Origin of the sequence: Sphaerisporangium krabiense (assembly GCF_014200435.1) — a bacterium.
GTDB lineage: Bacteria > Actinomycetota > Actinomycetes > Streptosporangiales > Streptosporangiaceae > Sphaerisporangium > Sphaerisporangium krabiense.
The window spans coordinates 1335574-1356740 of sequence record NZ_JACHBR010000001.1 but is presented as its reverse complement, the minus strand read 5'-3'; the positions used below and the strand labels follow the sequence as shown (position 1 = coordinate 1356740).

At 72.9% G+C, this 21167-nt stretch carries 10 protein-coding genes; 4 read left to right on the top strand and 6 right to left on the bottom strand.

The genetic code is table 11. The annotated features are described in order from the left end of the window. Positions 1–36: 36 nt before the first annotated feature. Genes BJ981_RS05840 through BJ981_RS05815 form a run of 6 tightly spaced genes read right to left on the bottom strand, consistent with a single transcriptional unit; the run spans position 37 to position 11394 of the window. The gene (locus tag BJ981_RS05840) at positions 37–5463 is read right to left on the bottom strand and encodes a non-ribosomal peptide synthetase/MFS transporter (RefSeq protein WP_184608757.1); all 5427 of its coding nucleotides are present in this window, start codon (positions 5461–5463) and stop codon (positions 37–39) included. After that, entirely contained in the window at positions 5463–6584 is a 1122-nt protein-coding gene (locus tag BJ981_RS39040) for a 2-oxo acid dehydrogenase subunit E2 (RefSeq protein ID WP_184608755.1), read from the bottom strand. The genes BJ981_RS05840 and BJ981_RS39040 overlap by 1 nt, the downstream gene beginning before the upstream one ends. Further along, positions 6577–7560 carry an alpha-ketoacid dehydrogenase subunit beta gene (locus BJ981_RS05830; RefSeq protein WP_184608754.1) on the bottom strand — a complete coding sequence of 328 codons (984 nt, stop codon included), beginning with the start codon at positions 7558–7560 and terminating at the stop codon, positions 6577–6579. Before BJ981_RS05830 ends, BJ981_RS39040 begins: the two co-directional genes overlap by 8 nt. Further along, entirely contained in the window at positions 7557–8498 is a 942-nt protein-coding gene (locus tag BJ981_RS05825; protein WP_184608752.1) for a thiamine pyrophosphate-dependent dehydrogenase E1 component subunit alpha, read from the bottom strand. The genes BJ981_RS05830 and BJ981_RS05825 overlap by 4 nt, the downstream gene beginning before the upstream one ends. Next, positions 8495–9997 (bottom strand): condensation domain-containing protein, encoded by a 1503-nt coding sequence (locus BJ981_RS05820; protein ID WP_184608750.1) that lies wholly within the window; start codon positions 9995–9997, stop codon positions 8495–8497. Before BJ981_RS05820 ends, BJ981_RS05825 begins: the two co-directional genes overlap by 4 nt. Continuing rightward, positions 9994–11394: a class I adenylate-forming enzyme family protein gene (locus tag BJ981_RS05815; protein ID WP_239139341.1), complete on the bottom strand. Its 1401-nt coding sequence runs from the start codon at positions 11392–11394 to the stop codon at positions 9994–9996. Before BJ981_RS05815 ends, BJ981_RS05820 begins: the two co-directional genes overlap by 4 nt. Before the next feature lie 229 nt (positions 11395–11623). On the opposite strand from BJ981_RS05815, the gene BJ981_RS05810 reads away from it, so the two are divergent. The 4 genes from BJ981_RS05810 to BJ981_RS05795 are packed head-to-tail and all read left to right on the top strand — an operon-like array spanning position 11624 to position 21157. After that, entirely contained in the window at positions 11624–17776 is a 6153-nt protein-coding gene (locus tag BJ981_RS05810) for a non-ribosomal peptide synthetase (RefSeq protein ID WP_311745738.1), read from the top strand. Then, a complete protein-coding gene (locus BJ981_RS05805) occupies positions 17773–18009 on the top strand; it encodes an acyl carrier protein (RefSeq protein WP_184608743.1) in 237 nt (78 codons plus the stop codon). Before BJ981_RS05810 ends, BJ981_RS05805 begins: the two co-directional genes overlap by 4 nt. Continuing rightward, entirely contained in the window at positions 18006–19307 is a 1302-nt protein-coding gene (locus tag BJ981_RS05800) for a condensation domain-containing protein (RefSeq protein WP_184608741.1), read from the top strand. Before BJ981_RS05805 ends, BJ981_RS05800 begins: the two co-directional genes overlap by 4 nt. After that, the gene (locus BJ981_RS05795) at positions 19304–21157 is read left to right on the top strand and encodes a N,N-dimethylformamidase beta subunit family domain-containing protein (protein ID WP_184608739.1); all 1854 of its coding nucleotides are present in this window, start codon (positions 19304–19306) and stop codon (positions 21155–21157) included. The genes BJ981_RS05800 and BJ981_RS05795 overlap by 4 nt, the downstream gene beginning before the upstream one ends. Positions 21158–21167 lie beyond the last annotated feature (10 nt).

The window sequence follows — 21167 nt, the reverse complement described above, 5'->3', positions numbered from 1 at the left end:
TGGGCACATCGCGAGCGTGCCTTGCCGGCCTGGCCGCTACGCGGCCGCGGTCGTCTTCGCCTCGCGGCGCTTCTGGATGGTCTCCATGCCGACGAGGTCGTCCGGCAGGGCGTCGGGCATGTCGGCGTCGAAGCGGGACAGGCGCCGTACGCGTAGCGCGCCCGCCACGACGGCCGCCATGCCGAGCGCGCACACCAGGTACAGGAACGCTATGCCGCGTCCGGGGCCGACGCCGATCAGCGCGCCGGCCGTCGAGGCGAGTGCCCCGCCGGGAGCGAGCATGGGGTCGAACAGCGCGGCGCCCAGGGGGGCGACGAGTCCCATCCCGATCGGGAGGGTCGACCAGGCCACGAGCGTGTTCAGCGCGAAGACCCGGCCGTGATAGCGGTAGGGCACCTTGATCTGCACGATGGTCGAGTACATCGCGTTCATCAGGGTCAGGAAGTACGTCAGCGCGAACGCGCCCACACCGATCACGATCAGGGACGGGCGTAGGCCGGTGACCACGCTGCCGGCCGCGATGGCCATCGTCGAGGCGAGCACCCCGCGGAAGCGCCACTTGGCCGGCCCGCCCCAGATGGCCATCGTCAGCCCGCCCAGCATCACGCCGAGGCCGGTCACCACGGAGATCACGCTCACCTCGGTGAGCGTGGCGAAGGACAGGACGAGGGGAGAGACGAGCAGCAGGAGCGGGGAGAGGAAGATGTTCAGCACCGCGAAGAAGACGAGCATCGCCCGCAGGCCGCGTTCGTTCCAGGTGTAGGCGAAGCCCTTGCGGATCTCGGTGCTCAGCGGTTCGCGCGGCCGCCACGGGAGCGTGTTCGGGAACCGGACGGCCAGCACGGTGACGATGGCGAAGGCGTAGCTGGCCACATCGATGATCACGATCCCGCCCAGCTTGATCCAGGCGAGCAGCCCGGCGGCGATCAGCGGCACGACGAGCTGCGCGACACCGTTGGTCATCTGGCTGACGCCCATCGCGTGCCCGAGGTAGCGCTTGGGCACGAGCTGGGGAATGGCGGACGTGTACGCCAGGCGCTGGAAGTTCGTCGCGATCGACAACGCGACGATCAGCAGGTAGACCTGCCAGAGCCGGAGCTCGCCGAAGAGGATCAGGCAGGCGAGCACGAGCTGGATGCCCGCGCAGGCGAAGTCGGACAGGAGCATGACCCGCCGTCTGTCGCCCCTGTCGACGATCGCCCCGGCCAGCGGCGAGATCAGCAGCCCGGCCAGGTTGAGCACGGCCAGGATGGAGAACTGCGCGATCGAGCCGGAGTCGACGAGGATCGTCAGCGGCAGTGCCCATCCGGTCAGGGCCGACCCGATCATCGAGATCTGCTGGCCGGCGGCGACGGTGAGGAACCGGGTCATGCCGGGCCTGACGGCGGGCTCGGTGGCGGGTTCGGTGGCGGGGTCGGCGTCGGGCGTCCCCGGCGTGCTCACGCCATGGACCCACCACGTGTCGTCCGGCTCGTGCGGGGCGGGCCGGTCCAGCGAACGGTGGGTCCGCAGGATCTCGGCCAGCTCGGCGGCCCGGTAGCGCAGGAAGTAGTGGCCGCCCTCGTCCAGCACCACCAGCGCGTTCGTGTCGGAGAGGAAGGCCCACTCCCGGTAGCGCTCCTCGTAGAAGTCGGTCGCCGGGTCGCGCTCGCCGACCACCGAGATGATCGGAGCGCGCAGCCGCCCCCGGTCCGGGGAGTCGAACAGCTCGGTGAAGAACTTCTCGGCCGCCTTCGAATCCTGCCGCATCGTCCGGATGATCCGGTCGGCCACGCCGGGGTCGAGCTCGTCCAGGTCGACCCCGCGAGCCTTGAGCCGGTTGATGTCGGTCTGGCTGCGGCTCAGCCGATCGACGCCCACGAGCCTCGACAGGCTGCCCAGCACTCCGCGTGGCCGGGCGAACGGGAAGATCGCCCCGATGTAGAGGGCCTCGAGCTCCCGGCCGGCCGCCTCGACGCGCCGGGCCAGCTCGACCGCGAGAGCCGCGCCGACCCCGCAGTGCCCGTAGATCGCGATCGGGCCCTCGATCGCGAGGATCTCCTCGGCGCAGCGGGCCGCGAGGGCGTGGAACTCCATCGGCTCCTCGTCCAGGCCGATGTCGTGGCCGGGGATGGCGAGGGCGTACAAGGCGTGGTCGCCGGGCAGCGCGTCGGCGAGCGGCTGGTAGACGACGGCGCTGCCCGAGCCGTACGGCACGCAGACGTAGGTGAGGCGGGCGGTCCGCTTCGCCGGCGTGAGGCGCTGGAGCAGGGGGCGCGGACCCTCCGGGGCCGGTCGCTCGGCGAAGGCGGCCAGCTCGCGCACGGTCCGGTGGGAGAACACGTCGACCAGGCCGATCTGGCCGATGCCCGCCTTGCGGAGCTTGGCGACGATCTGGATGGCGAGCATCGAGTGGCCGCCGAGGTCGAAGAAGTCGTCGTCGAGGCCGACCCGTTCGACTCCCAGGACCTCCGCCCAGATGGCCGCGATCGCCGTCTCGGTGCCGGTCGTCGGCTCGGCGTACTCGGTGTCGCCGGCGGAGGCGGCCGGGGCGGGCAGTGCCGCACGGTCGAGCTTGCCGTTCGGGGTGAGCGGCAGGGCGTCCAGGAAGACGAACTGCGACGGCAGCATGTACTCGGGCAGGATGTCGCGTACGGCCGCCCGCATCGCGGCCGCCTGCGCGGCTTCCTCGGGAACGCCGACCAGGTAGGCGACGAGCCGGTCGGCCCGCACGATGACGACGGCCTCGCGGGCGCCCGCCTTCTCGCGCAGCGCCGCCTCGATCTCGCCCAGCTCGATGCGCAGCCCGCGCAGCTTGACCTGGTTGTCGAGGCGGCCGAGGAAGTCGATGGTCCCGTCGGGCAGCCAGCGGGCCGCGTCGCTGGTCCGGTAGAGACCGTCGAAGAACCGTTCGGCGGTCAGTTCCGGCCGGTCGTGGTAGCCGAGCGCGACGCCGACCCCGCCGATGTGCAGTTCGCCTGGCATCCCGACGGGCACCGGCCGGCGATGCCGGTCGAGGACGTGCAGCGTGATGTTCTGGATGGGGGAGCCGATCGGCACGCGTACGCGTCCGGAGAGCCGGTCGAGGGTGCACTCGAAGGAGGACACGTCGATGGCGGCCTCGGTCGGGCCGTACAGGTTGTGCAGCTCCGCCGGGATCGTCCGCAGGCAGCGTTCGGCCAGGTCGACCGGGAGCGCCTCACCGCTGCAGATGACGCGGCGCAGGGAGGCGCAGGCGGCCGCGCCCTCCTCCGCGAGGAACACCGCCAGCATCGACGGCACGAAGTGCGTGGTGGTCACGCCCTCGGCTTGGATCAGATCGCACAGGTAGGCCGGGTCGCGGTGGCCTTCCGGCTCGGCCAGCAGCAGCCTGGCCCCGGTCGTCAGCGGCCAGAAGAACTCCCACACCGACACGTCGAAGCCGGCCGGGGTCTTCTGCAGCACCACGTCGCCGGAGGTGAGGCCGTACCGCTTCTGCATCCAGTCGAGCCGGTTGACGATGCCGCGGTGGCTGTTGGGCACCCCCTTCGGTCTGCCCGTCGAACCGGAGGTGTAGATCATGTAAGCGGCCGTGCCGGGCTCTCCCGCCGGCCCGGGGGAGGTCACGGGCACGTCCGCCGCCTCCGCGGGCCCGTCCAGCAGGAGGACCGTGGCGTCGCCCAGCCGGTCGGCCAGATGACTCTGGGCCAGCACCACGGGCGCGGCCGAGTCCGCCAGCATGAAGGCGAGCCGGTCGGCCGGGTAGTCCGGGTCGAGCGGCACGTACGCGGCGCCCGTCTTGAGCACGCCGAGCAGGGCGGTGACGAGCTCGATCGAGCGTTCCGCGCAGATCGCGACCAGGGTGCCCGTGCCCACACCTCGTTCGATCAGCCGGTGCGCCACCTGGTTGGCCCGCTCGTCGAGCTCCCGGTACGTCACCGACGTGGCCTGGAACGTCACGGCGGTCGCGTCGGGGGTGCGCGCGACCTGCTCCTCGACCAGGCCGTGCAGGGTGCCGTGGGCGGGGAAGGGAGCGGCGGTGTCGTTCCAGGTCGCGATCAGGTCGGCGTCGTCCCCGAGCGGCAGCGGCAGATCGCTGACCCGCACGTCGGGCTCGGCGACGGCGGCCCGTACCAGCGCCTCCAGGTGCGCGGCCATCCGCTCGACCGTGCCGGCGTCGAACAGCGTGGTCTTGTACGTGAACGTGCAGCTCAGGCCGCCACCGGGGGTGGGGACGAGATAGAGCTCCAGGTCATGGCGGGCCGAGCCGGGGCGCAGGGGAAAGTCCGACACCTCGCCGTCGTCGCTGCGGTTGGCGAAGTCGTGCATCGAGAACAACGTGTCGACCAGCGGCTGCCTGCTCGGGTCGCGCGGCACGCCGAGCGCGTCGACCAGCCGGCTGAACGACAGCTCCTGGTGGTCCAGCGCCTCGATCACGGTGTCCCTGGTGCGGGCCAGCAACTCGGTGAAGCTCGGGTCGCCGTCGAGCCGGGCGCGCAGCACCAGCGTGTTGACGAACATGCCGACCACGTCGTCGAGCTCGGGCCGGGTCCGCCCGGCCACCGGAGTCCCGACCCCGAAGTCGTCCTGCCCCGAGTACCGCGCGATCAGCGTCTGGAACGCGGCCAGCATCGTCATGAACCTGGTCGCGCCGTGCCGTCTGCCCAGCTCGGTGAGCCGGTCGACCAGCTCGGGGCCGAGCTCGCGGACGTGCGACGCTCCGTCGAAGCACTGGCGTGGCGGCCGGGGCCGGTCCACGGGCAGGTCCGCCCTCGGCAGCGCGGCCAGTTCCCCCTGCCAGTAGGCCAGCTCACGGTCGAGCCGGCGCCCGCGCTGCCACAGCGCGACGTCGCCGTAGCGTACGGGGGGCGCGGCCGGATCCTCTCCGCGGTAGAGGGCCAGCAGATCGCGCATGAGTAGTTGGGCCGACCGGCCGTCGGCGACGATGTGGTGTACGAACAGCGCGAGAACGTGCTCCTCCCCGGCCTCCTCGCCCAGGCCGCCCTCGTCCGCGAGCCCGGCCACGAGCAGCGCCTTGAGCAGCGGCCCCTCCGCGAGGTCGAACGGGATCGCGCTCTCGGCGTCGATCAGGGCGACGGCCTCCTCGTCCGTCGCGGCCGACGCCTCGCGCAACGGCACCTCCGCCTCGGCCACGACGTGTACGGCGGCCAGCCCCTCGTCCGTCGCGGGAAACCGGTGCCGCAGGCTCTCGTGCCGCTCGGGCAGCCTGGCCAGCGCCTCCCTGAGACGGCCGGCGTCGAGCGGCCCGCGCAGCCGTACGGCCATGGCGATCGTGTAGGTGGCGGTGCCCGGGGTGAAGTGCTCCATGAACCAGAGCGGTTCCTGGGCGGGGGCGAGCGGCGGCTCGGCGCCCTCGGGGCGGCGCGGGATCTCCCGATCCGCCGGGTCGGCTTGGCCGGGCTGGCCGGACCGATCGGCCTGCTTGGACCGCAGCCGTTGTCTGAGCAGTTCCTTCTTCGCCTCGGACAGGTCGGCCACGGACATCAGGTGAGCCTTTCGACGACGGCTTTGAGCGCGTTCAGGAAGAGGGCGGCGTCCCTGCCGTTGATCAGGCGGTGGTCGTAGGCCAGTCCGATGTCCGCGAGGGTTCCGTCACGCGGCCCGGCGACGGCGAGCGCGCAGACGGTGCCGGGGAAGATGAACGGGATCGCCAGGACGACGCCGTGCTCGGTGTGCAGGGTGACGACGATGTTGGCGCCGGACAGATCGCTCTCCTTGAACTCGCCGGTGGCGGCGGCGAGCCGGTGCTTCATCAGGGTCGTCGCGATGTCCTTCGTCGTACGGCCGGCCGCGTCGTGGACGACGGGGACGTACAGCCCCTCGCCGACGTCGACGGTGACGCCGATGTTCGGGGCTTCGGACAGCAGCGCCCGTGTGCCGTCGACGGTGGCGAAGAACAGCGGGAACCGTTCGTGCAGGCCCGCGACGGCCTGGACGAACACCTCCGCGAGCCCCACGGGGCGGCGGATCTCCCTGGTCGTGGCCCGCGCGTGTTCCAGCGCCTGGCCGAGATCCATGCGCACGACGGCGTACGCGGCGGGGATGGTCTGGTGGGACAGCTCGACGGACCTGGCCACGGCCCGCTGCACCCGCGAGAGCGGGTGCTCGGCACGCCCGGCGGCGGGGGTCTCGCCGCTGGTGGCGCCGGGCGTGGCGCCACCGGCGTCAGGCGTGGCGGCCAGGCGTTCGACGTCGGCCCGCCGGACGACGGGGACGCCGAGCGCCCTGACCCGTTCGAGGTCGATGCCGAGCTCGTCGATGAGCGCCTGCGCGGGGGCCGTGACGAGCGGCGCCGAGTCGCCGGCGGTGTCCCGCTGAGCCGTCACCGGGGACGCCCTGTCCGGGGACGCCGGCTCGGGGCCGGGGGCTTCCGCCGTCCCGTCGATCGAGGCGATCACGTCGTCCGGGTGGCACCAGACCCCCGGCCGGAGCCTGTGACGAAGGAAGCCGGAGGCGCCCGCGGTGAGCTCCTCGGTGGCCTTGGACGTCTCCACCAGCACGACCGCGTCGTCCGCGGCGACCCGCGCGCCGTCGGCGGCGAGCCATTCGACGAGGAGGTACTCGGTGTCGTTGTTGTTCAGCTTCGGCACGCGGAGCTCAGCCACGGAGGGTCCCCCTGATCGTGCTGTGGATCGTGGACTCGTTCACGAGGGCCGCCCGCTCGAGATGGGCCGCGGTGGGAATGACCCCGCCAGGAGAGTGGATCAACGTGACCGGCAGGTCCAGGCGCCCCCAGTGCCGCCGATGGACGAGGTGGGCCACCTCGGCGCCCCACGTCCCCCCGGCGGTGCTCTCCTCGACGACGAACACCCGGCGCGCCGCGCGGACGGCCGCGTCGAAGAGATCGGGCGGGTCGAACGGGTACAGCCTGGACGGCACCAGCAGCGTGCAGGCGATCTCCTCCTCGACCAGCAGCGAGCGCATCGCGGCCAGCGCCCGATGCGCCACCCCGCCGGGGGCGATGATCACGCAGTCGGGGGGACCGTCGAGGGAAACCCGGGCCACGCCGCCGGAGATCTCCACCGAGAACGGCGGCTCCACGGCGCCCATCCGGCGCGTGTAGAGCACCTTGTCCTCGAAGAACACGCACGGTTCCTCCCGGGCGAACATCTCCTCGAACACGGCCAGGTTGTCGTGGAACGGCGACAGCTCGTAGAGGGCCAGCCCGGGGATGCCGACGAAGTGCTTCTGCGGGCTCTGGCTGTGGGTCGGCCCGTAACCGCGCCCGCCGCCGACCGGGCAGCGGACGACCATGCGCATCGGCAGGCGGGAGCCGTACATGGAGACCGACTTCGAGGCGAAGTTGAACAACTGGTCGAAGGCGAGCGCGGCGAAGTCGCCGAACATGATCTCGACGATCGCCAGGTCTCCCGCCAGCGCGAGGCCCGCGGCGACGCCGGTGATGGCGTTCTCGCTGATCGGGGTCGACAGGACGCGATCGGGGAAGTCCGTGGACAGGCCCCGAGTGATCTTGAAGGCGCCGCCGTACGGATCGACGACGTCCTCTCCCAGCACGTAGAGGTTCGGCTCCCGCGCGAGCAGGGCGGCCAGCGCCGCGTTCAGGTTCTCCGCTACCCTCACGACCCCTCCCACTGTGACGGACCCCGCGCCATGACCTCCGCGGCGACCGCGTCGATGTGCGCGCGAGCCTCCGCGTCGAGCCGCGGGAAACGGCCGGGGCACGCCGCCGCGCACCGCGCGTACCAGTCCTGCTCGCGCATCTCCTCTAGGGCACGGACCGGCCGGGTGTCGTCGCCCTTGCTGTGCGGTCCGAGGCGCCGGGTGACGAACTCGACGACGAGAGGCGTCGCGCGGGAACGGACCCGCGACACCAGGGGTTCGAGCGTCCGGCGGATCTCGGTGACGTCGGAGGTCTCGACCAGGCGGTGGTCGATGCCGAACGCCGCCGCCCGGCCCGCGATGCTCCCCGCCAGGTGCCGGGTCGTGGGCGTCGACTGGGCGATGCCGTTGTTCTCGACGACGACGAGCAGCGGCAGGCCCCACAGCGACGCGATGTTGAACGCCTCGTAGACCGCGCCCTCGCCGAACGTGCCGTCCCCGACGTAGACGCAGGCGAGGCGGCCGGGCTCGGACCGCTTGAGGTGCAGCGCGACCCCCGCGGCGACCGGCAGGCTCTCCCCCTGCACTCCCGTGGACAGGAAGCGGTCCCTGTGGATGTGCTGGCTGCCGCCGACCCCCGCGCAGACGGCCCCCTCCCGGCCCATGATCTCCGCGAGCAGTCCGGCGGGGTCGCGGAAGCGCGCCAGGTAGTGGCCGTGCCCGCGGTGGTTGCTGAACACGTGGTCACGCGGGTCGAGCAGCGCCTCCACGGCGACCGGGACGTACTCCTGCCCGAGACAGGTGTGGGTCGTGCCGTTGAGCAGACCCCGGCCGTACAGGTCGAGCAGCTTCAGCTCGAACGCCCGGATCATCAGCATGAGCGAGAGATCGGCGTCCTGCGGCGCGGAGACGGCCGGATCGGACGTCTCGCCCTTCAGGGCCGTGGACGGCCGCGTCATCGGCGGATCACCTGGAGCACGCCGGCGATCGTCGGGTTGTCGAAGAAGTCGTCCAGCTCGACCTCCACGCCCAGCCGCTTCTGCATGCGGGCGATGATCTGCGTGATGGTCAGCGAGTGGCCGCCGAGGTCGAAGATGTCGTCGTGCGGCTCGATGGGAGCGAGCTTGAGCACCTCCTCCCAGATGGCGCGGATCTCGGCCGCCAGCGGATCGTCGAGATCCACGCCGGCGCCGGTGTCCTCCGCCTCCGGTACGGCAGGCGCCGGTACGGCGCGGACGGGCGAGGCGACCACGGATTCCCGGGGCAGCAGCGTCTCCAGGGGCCGGGCGGGATCCTGGGCGATCGCCGCCAGCACCGCCCGGAGGTCGTCGGCGAACCCGGCCGGATCGGTCAGCTCGCCGGGGGCGTAACGGAGGCTGGCGGTCATTCCCGGCGCCGTCACGCCGGGGGAACGGCGGTCGAGGACCTGGAGCTGCAGGGCGCCCCGCACCGCGTGGTTGAACGCCAGCCAGTCGACCTGGCCGAACGCTTCCGCCGGACGCTCCCGCGAATCCCGGCCGTACGCCGCCGGACCGCGCCGGTAGCTGACCGAGACGGGAGCGAGCGCCGCGTGCGGTCTCAGCCCGGCGACCGCCCTGGCCAGGGGGACCTCGCGATAGGCGTAGAGGCTCCTGAGCTCGGCGCGCAGCCCGGCGGCGAACGTGACGAACGGCGCGTCGGGCGGCGGGCTCGAGAAGACGGGAAGTTCGTTGACGAAGGGGCCGATGTGTCCCTCCGACTCGGCGGTGCGGGTCGACAGGTCGATCGCGGTGACGACGTCGGCGTTGCCGTACGACATGAGGAGCGCGTGCAGCGCCGCCAGCAGCACCTCGAACCTCGTCAGACCGGGTGCTTCGGGGACGTCGAGCGTGAACTCCAGCAGCCGCCCCGGGCCGCCTCCGCGGGAGCGGAGCGCCCCGCCCGGTACGACGGTGTCGCCTGGTTCGCGCCACCTGTCCGCCCAGAACGCGCGAGCCGCGCCGAGCGAGGCGGCCACCCGATCCCGCCGGCCGGCGGCGTGGTCGACGGGTTCGAGCGGCGGCGGTACGGCGCCGGCCGCGAAGGCGGCGAGGTCGGCGACCAGGACGTCCTTGGACCCGCCGTCGAAGACCAGGTGGTGGGCGACGATCACGAGGGTGTCGCCGACGAGCGTGAAGCGGACGAGCGGGCCGTTCTCCAGGTCGAAGGGCCGTCTGACGGCCTCCTCCACCGAGTCCCCCGTCTCCATGGACGGGGGCCGGGTGGCGGGGACCAGGTGCGGCACGCCGTCGTGCTCCCGTACGGCTCGGCCCAGCAGCGGATGCCGCTCGACCACGCCTGCGCACGCCTTGGCCAGGACGGCCGGATCGGGGGCGCGCGAGCCGTCGAAGCGGATCACGATCGGCATGTGGTAGGCCGTCCCCACTCCCATCCGCTCGGTGACCCACATCCCATGCTGGGCGGACGAGACCTCCGTCATGATGCGACCTCTCGGAGTGAGCGCTTGTCGACCTTGCCGCCGTGGTTGCGCGGCAGGGCGTCGAGGGTGATGAGCCGTAAGGGAAGCTCGTGCGGGGCCAGCAGGTCCTTCAGGAAGATGCGCAGCTCTTCGTGCGGGACGCTCCCGACGACGGCGACCGCGACGGCCTTGCCGAGCGTCGGGTGCGGCACCCCGAAGGCGGCCGCCTCCACGACGCCGGGGTGCCGGTGGACGGCCTCCTCGACATGGATCGTCGACACCTTGTAGGCCCCCGACTTGATCACGTCGCTCTCGCGGTCGACCAGGTAGAGGTAGCCGTCGCCGTCCAGGTAGCCGAGATCTCCCATGCGCACCCAGCCTCCCCGGAAGACCTCGCCGGTGGCGGCCTCGTCGCCGTAGTAGGCGCGGGTGGCGGCCGGCGACCGCATCCACACCTCGCCGGTCGTGCCGGGCGGCAGCGCCCCGCCGTCCGCGGCGGCGATCCTGACGGCCCCGCCGGAGAGCGGGCGGCCCACGCTGGACGGCCGCTCGGGATCGTAGATCATCACGGTCTGCGCGGGCGCGGCCTCGGTCGAGGTGTAGTAGTTCGTGATCGTCGCGTTGGGGAAGGCGGCGCTGAGATCGCCCGCGACCCGCGCGGGCAGCGGCGCCGCCGCCGAGCCGAGTAGCAGCACGCTCGACAGGTCGTGCCTGGCCTGCACCCCGGCGGCGAGCATCTCGATCGCCATGGCGGGGACCACGAAGACCGTGCCCGCCCGGTAGTGCTCGATCAGCGCGGCGAACCTGCCGGGCGTGAAACGCGGCAGCGTGACCACCTCGGGGTGCGCGTCCACGGCGTTGACCAGCATCCACTGGCCGGCGTTGGTGCCGACGGGGAAGGCGTGCGCGAGGTGGCGGGAATGGGTGAACGGCCTACGGCGGCCCCCGCAGCCGTAGGCCAGGTTCGCGTGGGTGGCGGCGACCCCCTTGGGCCGGCCGGTGGTGCCGGACGTGTAGAGGATCTGCGCCGGGTCGCCGGGCGCCACCGGTTCGAGATCCTCGCCGCCCTCGGCGTACGGCAGCTCGCCCGGCCGCAGCACCGCCGTGGCGCCGCAGTGCGCGAGCATCGCGTCGACGTCCACGCCGGCCAGGCGGTCGGAGAGCGGTACGGCGACCGCCCCCGCCCTGATCACGCCGAGGAACGCGACCGCGTAGTCCAGCCAGTCGCCGTTGCCGAACACGAGGCCGACCCGGTCGCCGCGCCCGATCCCACGGCCGCGCAGCGCGCGGGCCGTGCCGGACGACCTGCGTTCCCACTCGCCGAAGGTCAGCGAGCCTGAGCCGTGGACGGTCATCGCCACCTGGCCGGGATCGGTGGCGGCCCGCTTTCGAAGCAGGCCGGGAAGAGTCATGCTCATGATCGGCTCCCCGCAAGTCGCCAGGACGCGCACGCCGGTGTACATAAACAGGACGGGAATTCCCAGGTCAGAGGTCGCCCGGCCATGCGGGTACGCGTGACCACCGGAGACCTCTAATAGGAAACTTTCCTTATAAAAATTGCGGGCGACAGTCTGGCACGAGGCCGCCGAAGCGGCAACCCTCCGCGCGCCGACCCGGCCCTGCGCCGCCGCCGGCGAAGCCTTGCGGGTGGCCGAAGATCCATGGAACACTGCGGCCAACCCGAAAACAGTTAATAATCTTTCCAAAACAACACCTGCCGGGGGAAGGCACGTGAAGACAGGTCCGCTGTCCCGTGGCCAGGAACGACTCTGGTTCTTGAACCAACTCGATCCCGACGACCCCTCGTACAACACCGTCTACGCGTACCGGCTGCGCGGAGAGCTCGACATCCCGGCCCTCGAAGCCGCCTTCAGCGCGGTCACGGCCAGGCACGGCGCGCTGCGCACACGCTTCGTCCAGGTCGACGGACGGCCGGCGGCCGTCGTGGAGCCGCCGGCCCCGGTGACGATCGAGCAGGTCACGGCGGACTCGGAGGACGAGGCCAGGCGGATCGTCCGCGCCCGCACCAACGCCGCGTTCGACCTCGCCGAGCGGCCGCCCTTCCGGGTCACGCTGGTCCGCCTCGGCCCGGCCGACCACGTGCTGTGCGTCGTGCTGCACCACATCAACGGCGACGGCTGGTCGCTCAACGTGCTCAGGACCGAGGTGGCCGACCACTACGCGGGCCGGGCGCTCCCCGAGGCGCTCCCGCCGCAGTACGGCGACCACGTGCTCGCCCGCGACGACGCCGCGGAGCTGGACTGGTGGGTGTCGCGGCTGGCCGGGGCGCCCGTCCTTGAGCTCCCCGCCGACCGGGTGCGTCCGGCCACGCGGGGCACGGTGGGCGGGGAGGTGCGTTTCCGCATCCCGCCCGAGCTGGCCGCCAAGGTGGCGGAGGCGGCCCGGCAGGCGCGCTGCACGCCGTACATGGTGCAGCTCGCGGCCTACCAGGCGCTGCTGTCCCGGCACAGCGGGCAGGCGGACTTCTGCGTGGGGACCCCCTCGGCCGGCCGCGACAGCACCGAGCTGGAACAGATGATCGGCTACCTGTCGACGACCATGGTGCTCCGATGTGACCTGTCCGGTTCGCCGACCTTCGCCGAACTGCTCCGCCGCACCCGCCGGGCGGTCCTCGCCGCGCTCACCCATCGGGACGTGTCGTTCGAGCGGCTGATCGGCGTGCTCGGCGTGGAACGCGACCCGAGCAGGACACCGCTGTTCCAGACCATGTTCGCGCTGCACACCCACGGCGACGTCGCCGATCCGGTGCCGGGCCTGGCCGCCGAGCCGTTCCCGCTCGGCTGGCACCCCGCCAGGGTCGACCTGTCGCTCGACCTGTACGCGGAGGACGACGGCGGCGTGCTCGGCGTCGCCATCTACAGCGAGGAGCTGTTCGACCGCGAGACGGTCGAGCTGTTGACGGAGCGCTACCTCGTGCTGCTCGCCTCGGCCGTCGCCGACCCCTCGCTGCCCGTGGGACGGCTCGACCTGCTCACCGGGCGCGAGCGGGCCAGGCTCGCCGCGTGGAACGACACCGCGGCCGAGCTGCCGCCGCTCACCCTGGTCGACCTGGTGCTCGACAGGGTGGCCGCCGGGCCCGACGCGGTCGCGGTGGTCTCCGAGGACGCACCCGGGATCCGCCGGGAGCTGACCTACCGCGAGCTGGCCGCACGGGCGGCGGAGCTGGCGGCCCGGCTGCGCGACCAGGGCGCCGGGCGCGGTTCCGTGGTCGCGGTGCGCGTGTCGCGCGGCCCGGCGATGATCGTCGCGCTGCTCGGCGTCGCGATGTCGGGGGCGGCCTACCTGCCGGTGGACCCCGACTACCCGGCGGCCCGCGTCGCGTACGTGATCGAGGACTCGGGCGCGTCCCTCGTCCTCACCGACGCCGACCTCGACGACCTCCTCTCGGGCGAGGACCCGACCGGCGTGGCCCCGGTCGAGCGCCCCTCACCCGGCGACACCGCCTACGTGCTCTACACCTCCGGCTCCACGGGACGGCCGAAGGGGGTGGTGGTGCCGCACCGCGCGCTCACCAACTTCCTGCTCGCCATGCGCGACCTCGTCGGCTCGGAGCCCTCGGACGTCTGGCTCGCGCTCACCTCGCTGTCGTTCGACATCTCCGCGCTGGAGCTCTACCTGCCGCTGGTCACCGGCGGCCGGGTGGTCGTCGCCGGCGCGGAGACGGCACGCGACGGCGCGGCCCTCGCCCGGCTGATCGCCGGCACGGGCGTGACCCACGTCCAGGCCACCCCGTCGGGCTGGCGGGTGCTGCTCGCGGGCGACCTCCCGCCGGTCGTCGCCCTCGCCGGCGGCGAGCCCCTCCCGCTCGCGCTCGCCGCCGAGCTGCGGGCGCGGGTACGCAGGCTCGTCAACATGTACGGCCCGACCGAGACCACGATCTGGTCGACCGCCTGGGAGGTGCCCGAGCGGCCCGATCGGGTGACCATCGGCCGCCCGATCGCGAACACCACCGTCCACGTGGTCGACGAGGAAGGCGCCACGGTCCCGATCGGCGTGCCCGGTGAGCTGCTGATCGGCGGCGCCGGCGTCGCGGACGGCTACCACGGCCGTCCGGACCTCACCGCGGAGCGGTTCGTACGGCACGGCGGCGAGCGGGTCTACCGCACCGGCGACGTCGTCAGATGGTCGGCGGACGGCACGCTGGAGTTCATCGGCCGCACGGACAACCAGGTCAAGCTGCGCGGGCACCGGATCGAGCTCGGCGAGATCGAGGCCGTGCTCGAAGCGCATCCGGCCGTCCGCCAGGCCGTGGTCGCCGTACGCGACGACCTGCTCGCGGCCTTCGTCGTCCCCGACGTCCCTGACATCCCCGACGTCCTCGACCTCCGGCGGCACGTCGCCGGGCAGCTGCCCGGCTACATGGTCCCCGCGACCGTCGTGGCGCTCGACGCGCTGCCGCTCACCCCGAACGGCAAGGTCGACAGGAAGGCGCTGCCGCATCCTCAGGTCGCCAGGTCCGCGGGCGTCCCGCCGCGCACCGACGCCGAACGGCTGGTGGCCGGCGTGTTCGCCGAGGTGCTCGGCGCGGCGGACGTGCGGGCGGACGACGACTTCTTCGCGCTCGGCGGCCATTCGCTGCTGGCCACCATGGTCACCGCCAGGCTGCCGGTACGGATCCCGGTGCGCGAGCTGTTCACCCGCTCGACCGTCGCGGCGCTGGCCGAGCTGCTCGACCAGACCGCCGCGGGGGACCGGGGCGGCACGGGAGACCGAGCCGCCGCGGGGGACCGCGGCGGGCCGCGCCCCCGCCCGGCGGGAGAGCCCGCGCCGCTCTCGCCCGGCCAGGAACGGCTCTGGTTCCTGCACCGGCTCGACCCTGACGACGCGTCGTACAACATGTGGCTGGTCCGGCGGTTGCGCGGCCCGCTGGACGCGGTCGCCCTGGAACGAGCCCTGGCCGCGCTGGTCGCCAGGCACGAGAGCCTGCGCACGAGGTTCCCGGAGGAGGACGGCGTCCCGCTCGCGGTGGTCGAGCCGCCAGGGCCCGTGCCCGTGGAGGCGCTCGCCGCCGCCGGCGTCGCGCACGCGGAGGCGCTGGTCGCCGAGCGCACGAACGCGCCGTTCGACCTGGCCTCCCGGCCGCCGCTGCACGTGACGCTGATCGAGCTCTCCCCCGAGGACCACGTCCTGTGCGTGGTCCTCCACCACATCCTGGGCGACGGCTGGTCGCTGAACGTCATGCTGGACGAACTGGGCCGGCTCTACTCCGGCGAACGGCTCGACCCGGTGCCGCTGCAGTTCGGCGACATCGCCCGATGGCAGCGCGAGCGGAACCAGGACGAACTCGTCGCCTACTGGGGCGAGCGGCTGGCCGGCGCACCGCAGCTCGACCTGCCGACCGACAGGCCGCCCACCTCGCCTCCCGCCAGAAAGGGCGGCTTCCACACGTTCCGGCTCCCCGCCGAGGACGTGGCGCGGCTGGTCGAGCAGGGCAGGGAACACGGCGCGACGCTGTTCATGACGTTGCTGACCGCCTATCAGGCGGTCCTCGCCGCCCAGAGCGGGCAGAGCGACATCACGATCGCCACCGTCGCCTCCGGCAGGGACTGGGTCGAGGCCGAGAAGACGGTCGGCTACCTGGCCGACGTCCTGCTGATCCGCCCGGACCCGTCCGCCGCGGCTCCCGTCGCGACCGGCCGGCCGAGTTTCGCAGAGTCGCTGGAGCGGACCCGCGACGCGGTCCTGTCGGCGTTCGAGCATCAGGGCATCCCGTTCGAACGGCTGCGCGTCCCCGCCTTCCAGACGATGGCGATCCTGCACAACCAGGACACCGGCGCCCCCCCGGCCGCCTTCTCCGGGCTGGTGGCCGAGCCGTTCGCGCACGGCTTCGAGCAGGTCAAGTTCGACCTGATGCTGGAGGCGTGGCAGGACGAGCGCGAGTTGCTCGTCGTGCTCTCCTACGACGCCACGCTGTTCGACCACGGCACCATCGAGGCGATGGCGGCCCGGCTGGAGGGTGTGCTGCGGCAGGACTTCGCCGCTCCGCCGCGGCTGACCACCGCGGCGGAAGACGCCCGCCTGCTGGAGCTCGGCCGCGGGCCCGACGTCGCGGCCGAGCCGCGGGTCCCCGAGCTGGTGGCCTCGGCCGTACGCGCGCACCGGGACTCCCGCGCGGTGGGCGAGCTGACCTACGGCGAGCTGGACGCGCGCGCCGGCGAGCTGGCCGCGCTGCTCCAGGCACGCGGCGCCCGCCCCGGTGACGTCGTGGGCGTCCTCCTCGGCAGGACGCCGGACTCCATCGCCGCGCTGCTCGCGGTCTGGCGCGCCGGGGCGGCCTACCTGCCGCTCGACCCCGGACATCCGGCCGAGCGGCTGGCGTTCATGCTCGACGACAGCGCCGCCGCGCTCGTCCTGACCTCCGCCGACCTGGCCGGCGGGCTGCCGCCGGGCGTCCCGGTGGCGTACACGTCGCAGGCCGTCCCCGGGAGCGCGCCCGAGCCCGTGCCGGTCACCGGCGACGCCGCGGCGTACGTCATCTACACGTCCGGCTCGACCGGGACGCCGAAGGGCGTCGTCGTGGAGCACCGCAACCTCGCGGCCAGGGTCGCCTGGATGGTCCGGGAGTACGGCCTCGGGCCGGGGGACCGGGTCGTGCAGTTCGCCTCGCTCGGCTTCGACACGCACGCCGAGGAGATCTATCCGACGCTGGCCGCCGGCGCCCGCCTGGCACTCCTGCCGGACGGCGCGGTGACGCTCACCGACCACCTCGACGGCGTCACCGTCCTGGATCTCCCCACCGCCTACTGGCACCACCTGGTCGACCAGATCGACTCGATCGCCTGGCCGGCCGGGCTGCGGCTGGTCATCCTGGGCGGGGAACAGGTACACGAGGCCGCGGTGCGCCGCTGGCGTGAGCGGTTCGGCGACCGGGTCCGGCTGGTCAACACCTACGGCCCGACAGAGGCGACGATCATCGCCACGCTCGCCGAGCTGGACGGCGCCCCCGGGCGTCCGCCGATCGGCAGGCCCATCGGAGGCACGCGCGTCTACGTTCTGGACGCGGCCGGGCGGCTCGCTCCCCGCGGCGCCGCAGGAGAGCTGTGCGTCGGTGGGGACGGTGTGGCCCGCGGCTACCTCGGCCGTCCCGAGCTCACCGCCGAACGGTTCGCCGACTTCCGCGGCGAGCGCGTCTACCGGACCGGTGATCGGGCGCGGTGGCGGCCCGACGGGCGGCTGGAGTTCCTGGGTCGCCTCGACGAGCAGGTGAAGGTACGCGGGTTCCGTATCGAACCGGGCGAGATCGAGGCGCGCCTGCTGGCCCATCCCGAGGTGGGCGAGGCGGCGGTCGTCGCGATCGGCGACACGCTGGCCGGCTACGTCACCGGGTCCGCCGACTTCACCGAACTGGCGGAGTTCGCCGGCGCCGCGCTTCCGCCGTACATGGTGCCGACCGCCTGGGCCCGGGTCGACCGGCTGCCGCTGACGCGGAGCGGGAAGGTGGACCGGGCCGCGCTGCCCACCCCGCAGGCGCACCAGGAGGCGTACGTCGCACCCGGCACCGACGCCGAGGAACTGGTGGCCGAGGTCTTCGGCGAGATGCTCGGCGTCGAGAAGGCCGGGGTCCACGACGACTTCTTCTCGCTCGGCGGCCACTCGCTGCTCGCCGTACGGATCGTCGCCCGGCTGCGCGACGCGACCGGTCTGGAGCTGCCCATCCGCACGCTGTTCACCCACCCCACGGTCGGTGGGCTGGCACGGGCGGTCGAGGAACTTCTGATCGCCGAGCTCGACCAGATGTCGGAAGAGGAGGCGGAACGCCTCGCCAAGGAGCTGAGATGATCAAGAAGAGGCTGGCGGAGCTCGTCGCGGAGTCGTCCGACGGCGCCGTCACCGCGGAGGAGGTGCTGGCCGCGAACGTGCCGCTGTCGGCCCTGGGCGTCACGTCGATCATGACGCTGCGGCTGATCGACGCGATCGAGTCGGAGTTCGGCGTGGAGTTCGATCTGAGCGAGGACGGCATGAGCATGCTGGACGATCTCGACCGGCTGGCCGGGCACCTGGCGTCCCGATGAACGCCACCGACCGGATGACGCACGTCGAGTTCGCCGGTCCCGGCTCCGGCCACGCGCCGCTCACCTGGGGCCAGCGGGCCATCTGGGAGGCGATCGTGCGGACGGCCCCCGACGATCACTACTTCAACTTCGGCCAGGTGCTGAAGGTGCCGGGCTCCCGCACCGTCGCCGAGGTGCGCACGGCGCTGGCCGCCCTGGTGGCGCGGCACGGCGCGCTCCGCACCAGGCTGGCCGAGCCGTACGGGCAGGCCGAGCCGTACCAGCGGCTGGAGGAGAACGGGCGGCTGCCGGTCATGGTCACCACCGAGGATCCCGAGCGGGTGATGCGCGAGCTGGAGGCGCGGCCGTTCGACTACGTCGGCGAATGGCCCCTGCGGGTGGCGCTGGTCCTCGACGGTGACCGGGTCTCCCATGTGGTGCTGGTCTTCTGCCATCTGGCCGCCGACGGTTTCGGCGCGGACGTCGCGCTGCGCGACCTGCGGCTGCTCTTGCTCAGGGGTGACATCCGGCGGCCCGACGCCTCTCAGCCGCTCGATCTCGCGCGCTGGCAGGCCGGTCCGGAAGGGCGGCGGGCGGCGGAGACGGCGGCGGCGCACTGGGAGCGCGAATTCCGGCGGATCCCGCCGACGATGTTCTCCGTGCCGAGCGACTCTCCGGCCGAACCGCCCGTGTGGCGGGCGCTGCTGAGCTCCCCGGCCCTGGAGCTCGCCGTCCGCTCGATCGCCGCCGCGCACAACGCCTCGACCTCGACCGTGCTGCTCACGGCCACGGCCGAGCTGGTCGGCCGGTTCACCGGTCACGAGACGTGCGCGGTGTTGCCGATCTCGGCCAACAGGTTCCGGCGCGACACGACGGACATCGTCGCCACGATGTCGCAGGAGGGGCTGTTCACGCTCGACCGCCAAGGGACGTCCTTCGCCGACCTGCTGCGGGCCGCCAGGCCGGCCGCGCTGCGCGCCTACCGCAGCGCCTACCACGACCCCGCCGACCGGAACCGCGTCACCGCGTCGGCGGGCGCCGAACGCGGGGAGCCGATCCAGCCGTACTGCTGCTTCAACGACATGCGCTTCGCCGACCCGGGCCCCGCCCGGTGCGAGCCGGCCGAGATCACGGCGGCGCTGGCGCGGAGCTCCGTGACCTGGCCGATGAGCCAGGACAAGCTGAACTGCCGGTTCTGCGTCCACCTCACCACGGAGGGCGTCTCGCTCACCGCCGACACCCGATATCTGTCCCGGCCCGACATGGAGCGTTGTCTGCTGGAACTGGAGGGTCTTCTCGTCGAGGCGGCCGTCCGATGACCGTTCGCGCCTACGCCACCTCGACATCCTGCGTGCAAGGGACCTCGCTCGGCTTCGTCCTCGACCGCCCGGCGCCCGTGGTGGTGACCGACGCGATCGACGACCGGGTGGTGTTCGAGGGATCCGCCTCCGCGCCCGGGTGGGAGCTGGACATTCCCGCCGGCTGGCGCAGCTCGCTCTACCGGGCGCGCTTCGGGCCGGAGGAGCCGTGGCCGTTCGGGCTGCCCGGGAGCGCGCCATGCCCGGACAACGAGGTCTACTTCGTGGTGCGGCAGGCCGTGCCCAGCTCTCCCATGCTGCTGAGCGTCCCCTTCACCACCTGGCAGGCGTACAACAGGGCGGGGGAGCCGGGGCAGGGTCTCTACTGGACCGAGTCTCCCACGCGGGCCACGCGGGTGACCTTCGACCGGCCCGGCAGCGGGTTTCCCCCCGAACGCTGGGAGGAGGGCCTGATGCGCTGGCTGCGCCGCGGCGGCCACGACGTGGCGTACTGCTCCAACCTCGACCTGCACGACGGCCTCGACCTGCTGTCCTCGCACCGGCTGCTGATCGTCAACGGGCATGACGAGTACTGGTCGCTGGGGATGCGCGATTCCGTGGAGGAGTTCGTCCGGCGGGGCGGCAACGTCGCGTTCTTCTCCGGCAACACGTGCTGGTGGCAGATCAGGCTGGAAGACGGCGGCCGCACCATCGTGTGCCACCGCGACGCGATGTCCGATCCCATGGCCGCAACCGACCCCCGCCAGACGACCGTCGAGTGGTCGGCCGCGCCGGTGAACCGCCCGGAGAACACGCTGACGGGGGTGAGCTTCCGCGCGGGCGCCGGAGCCTGGGGGGCGCACATGCCGCGCATGCTGGAGGAGTCGTACACGACGCGGTTCGCGGCGCACTGGGTGTTCGAGGGGACGGGGCTGACCGACGGCGACAAGTTCGGCCAGGGGTGCCTGGGCTACGAGACCGACGCCGCCGAGTTCGAGGAGGTCGGCGGAATCCCCCGGGCGACCGGCAGGGACGGCACCCCGCCGTCGTTCGTCATCCTCGCCACCGCGGACCTGCGGCACTGGAGCGCCTACGGACAGGGCGGCATGGCGACCATGGGCGTGTTCACCAGCGGTCTCGGGACCGTCTTCACCGCGGCGACCGTGAACTGGGGCAACGGCCTGCGCGATCCCGTCGTCGACCAGATCACCCGCAACGTGATCGACCGGCTGTCGGCCCCCGGCGGCGGGCGCTGGGACGTGATCGGCCCGCTGGCCGACCTGCGGGCGCTCGCGGTGCTCGGCCGGACGCTGTACGCGGTGAGCGGGGACGGGACGCTGGTGGCCCGGGAGCTGTGCGGTCAGAACGTGCCCTGGCGGCCCGTCGGCCTCGCCGAGGGCGTGTGCGGGCTGGCCGTCCCGCGCGAGGCCGCGGGCGGCCTCGCCGCCGGCCTGTACGGCGTCACGCATGACGGGCGGCTCCTGCACCACGGCGAGCAGGGATGGCGCGAGGTCGGCGCCGCGCCCGAGTCCGCGATCGGCCTGGCCGTGGCCGACTGCACGTTCTGGGTCGCCACGTCCTCCGGCGAGTTGTGGCGGCAGCCCTTCGGCGGCGACGGCTGGGAGCCTGCCGGCTCGTCGGCGGGCGCCGTCGCCCTCGGGGGGATGAACGGCAGGCTCTTCGCCCTGGACTCCGAGAGTCGCCTGCTGACCCGGCTTCCCCCGCCCGAGATCCAAGAGACGGGGACCGGAAGGGACGAGCCCGGATGGGAGGTCCAGGCGGAAGCGGTGCCGGGCGGCACGTTCACCGCCCATGCCGGACTCATCGTCACCGCCGGCCGCGACGTCCCCCTCCGCTGGCGGCAGGTCTGAGGGGTCCGGC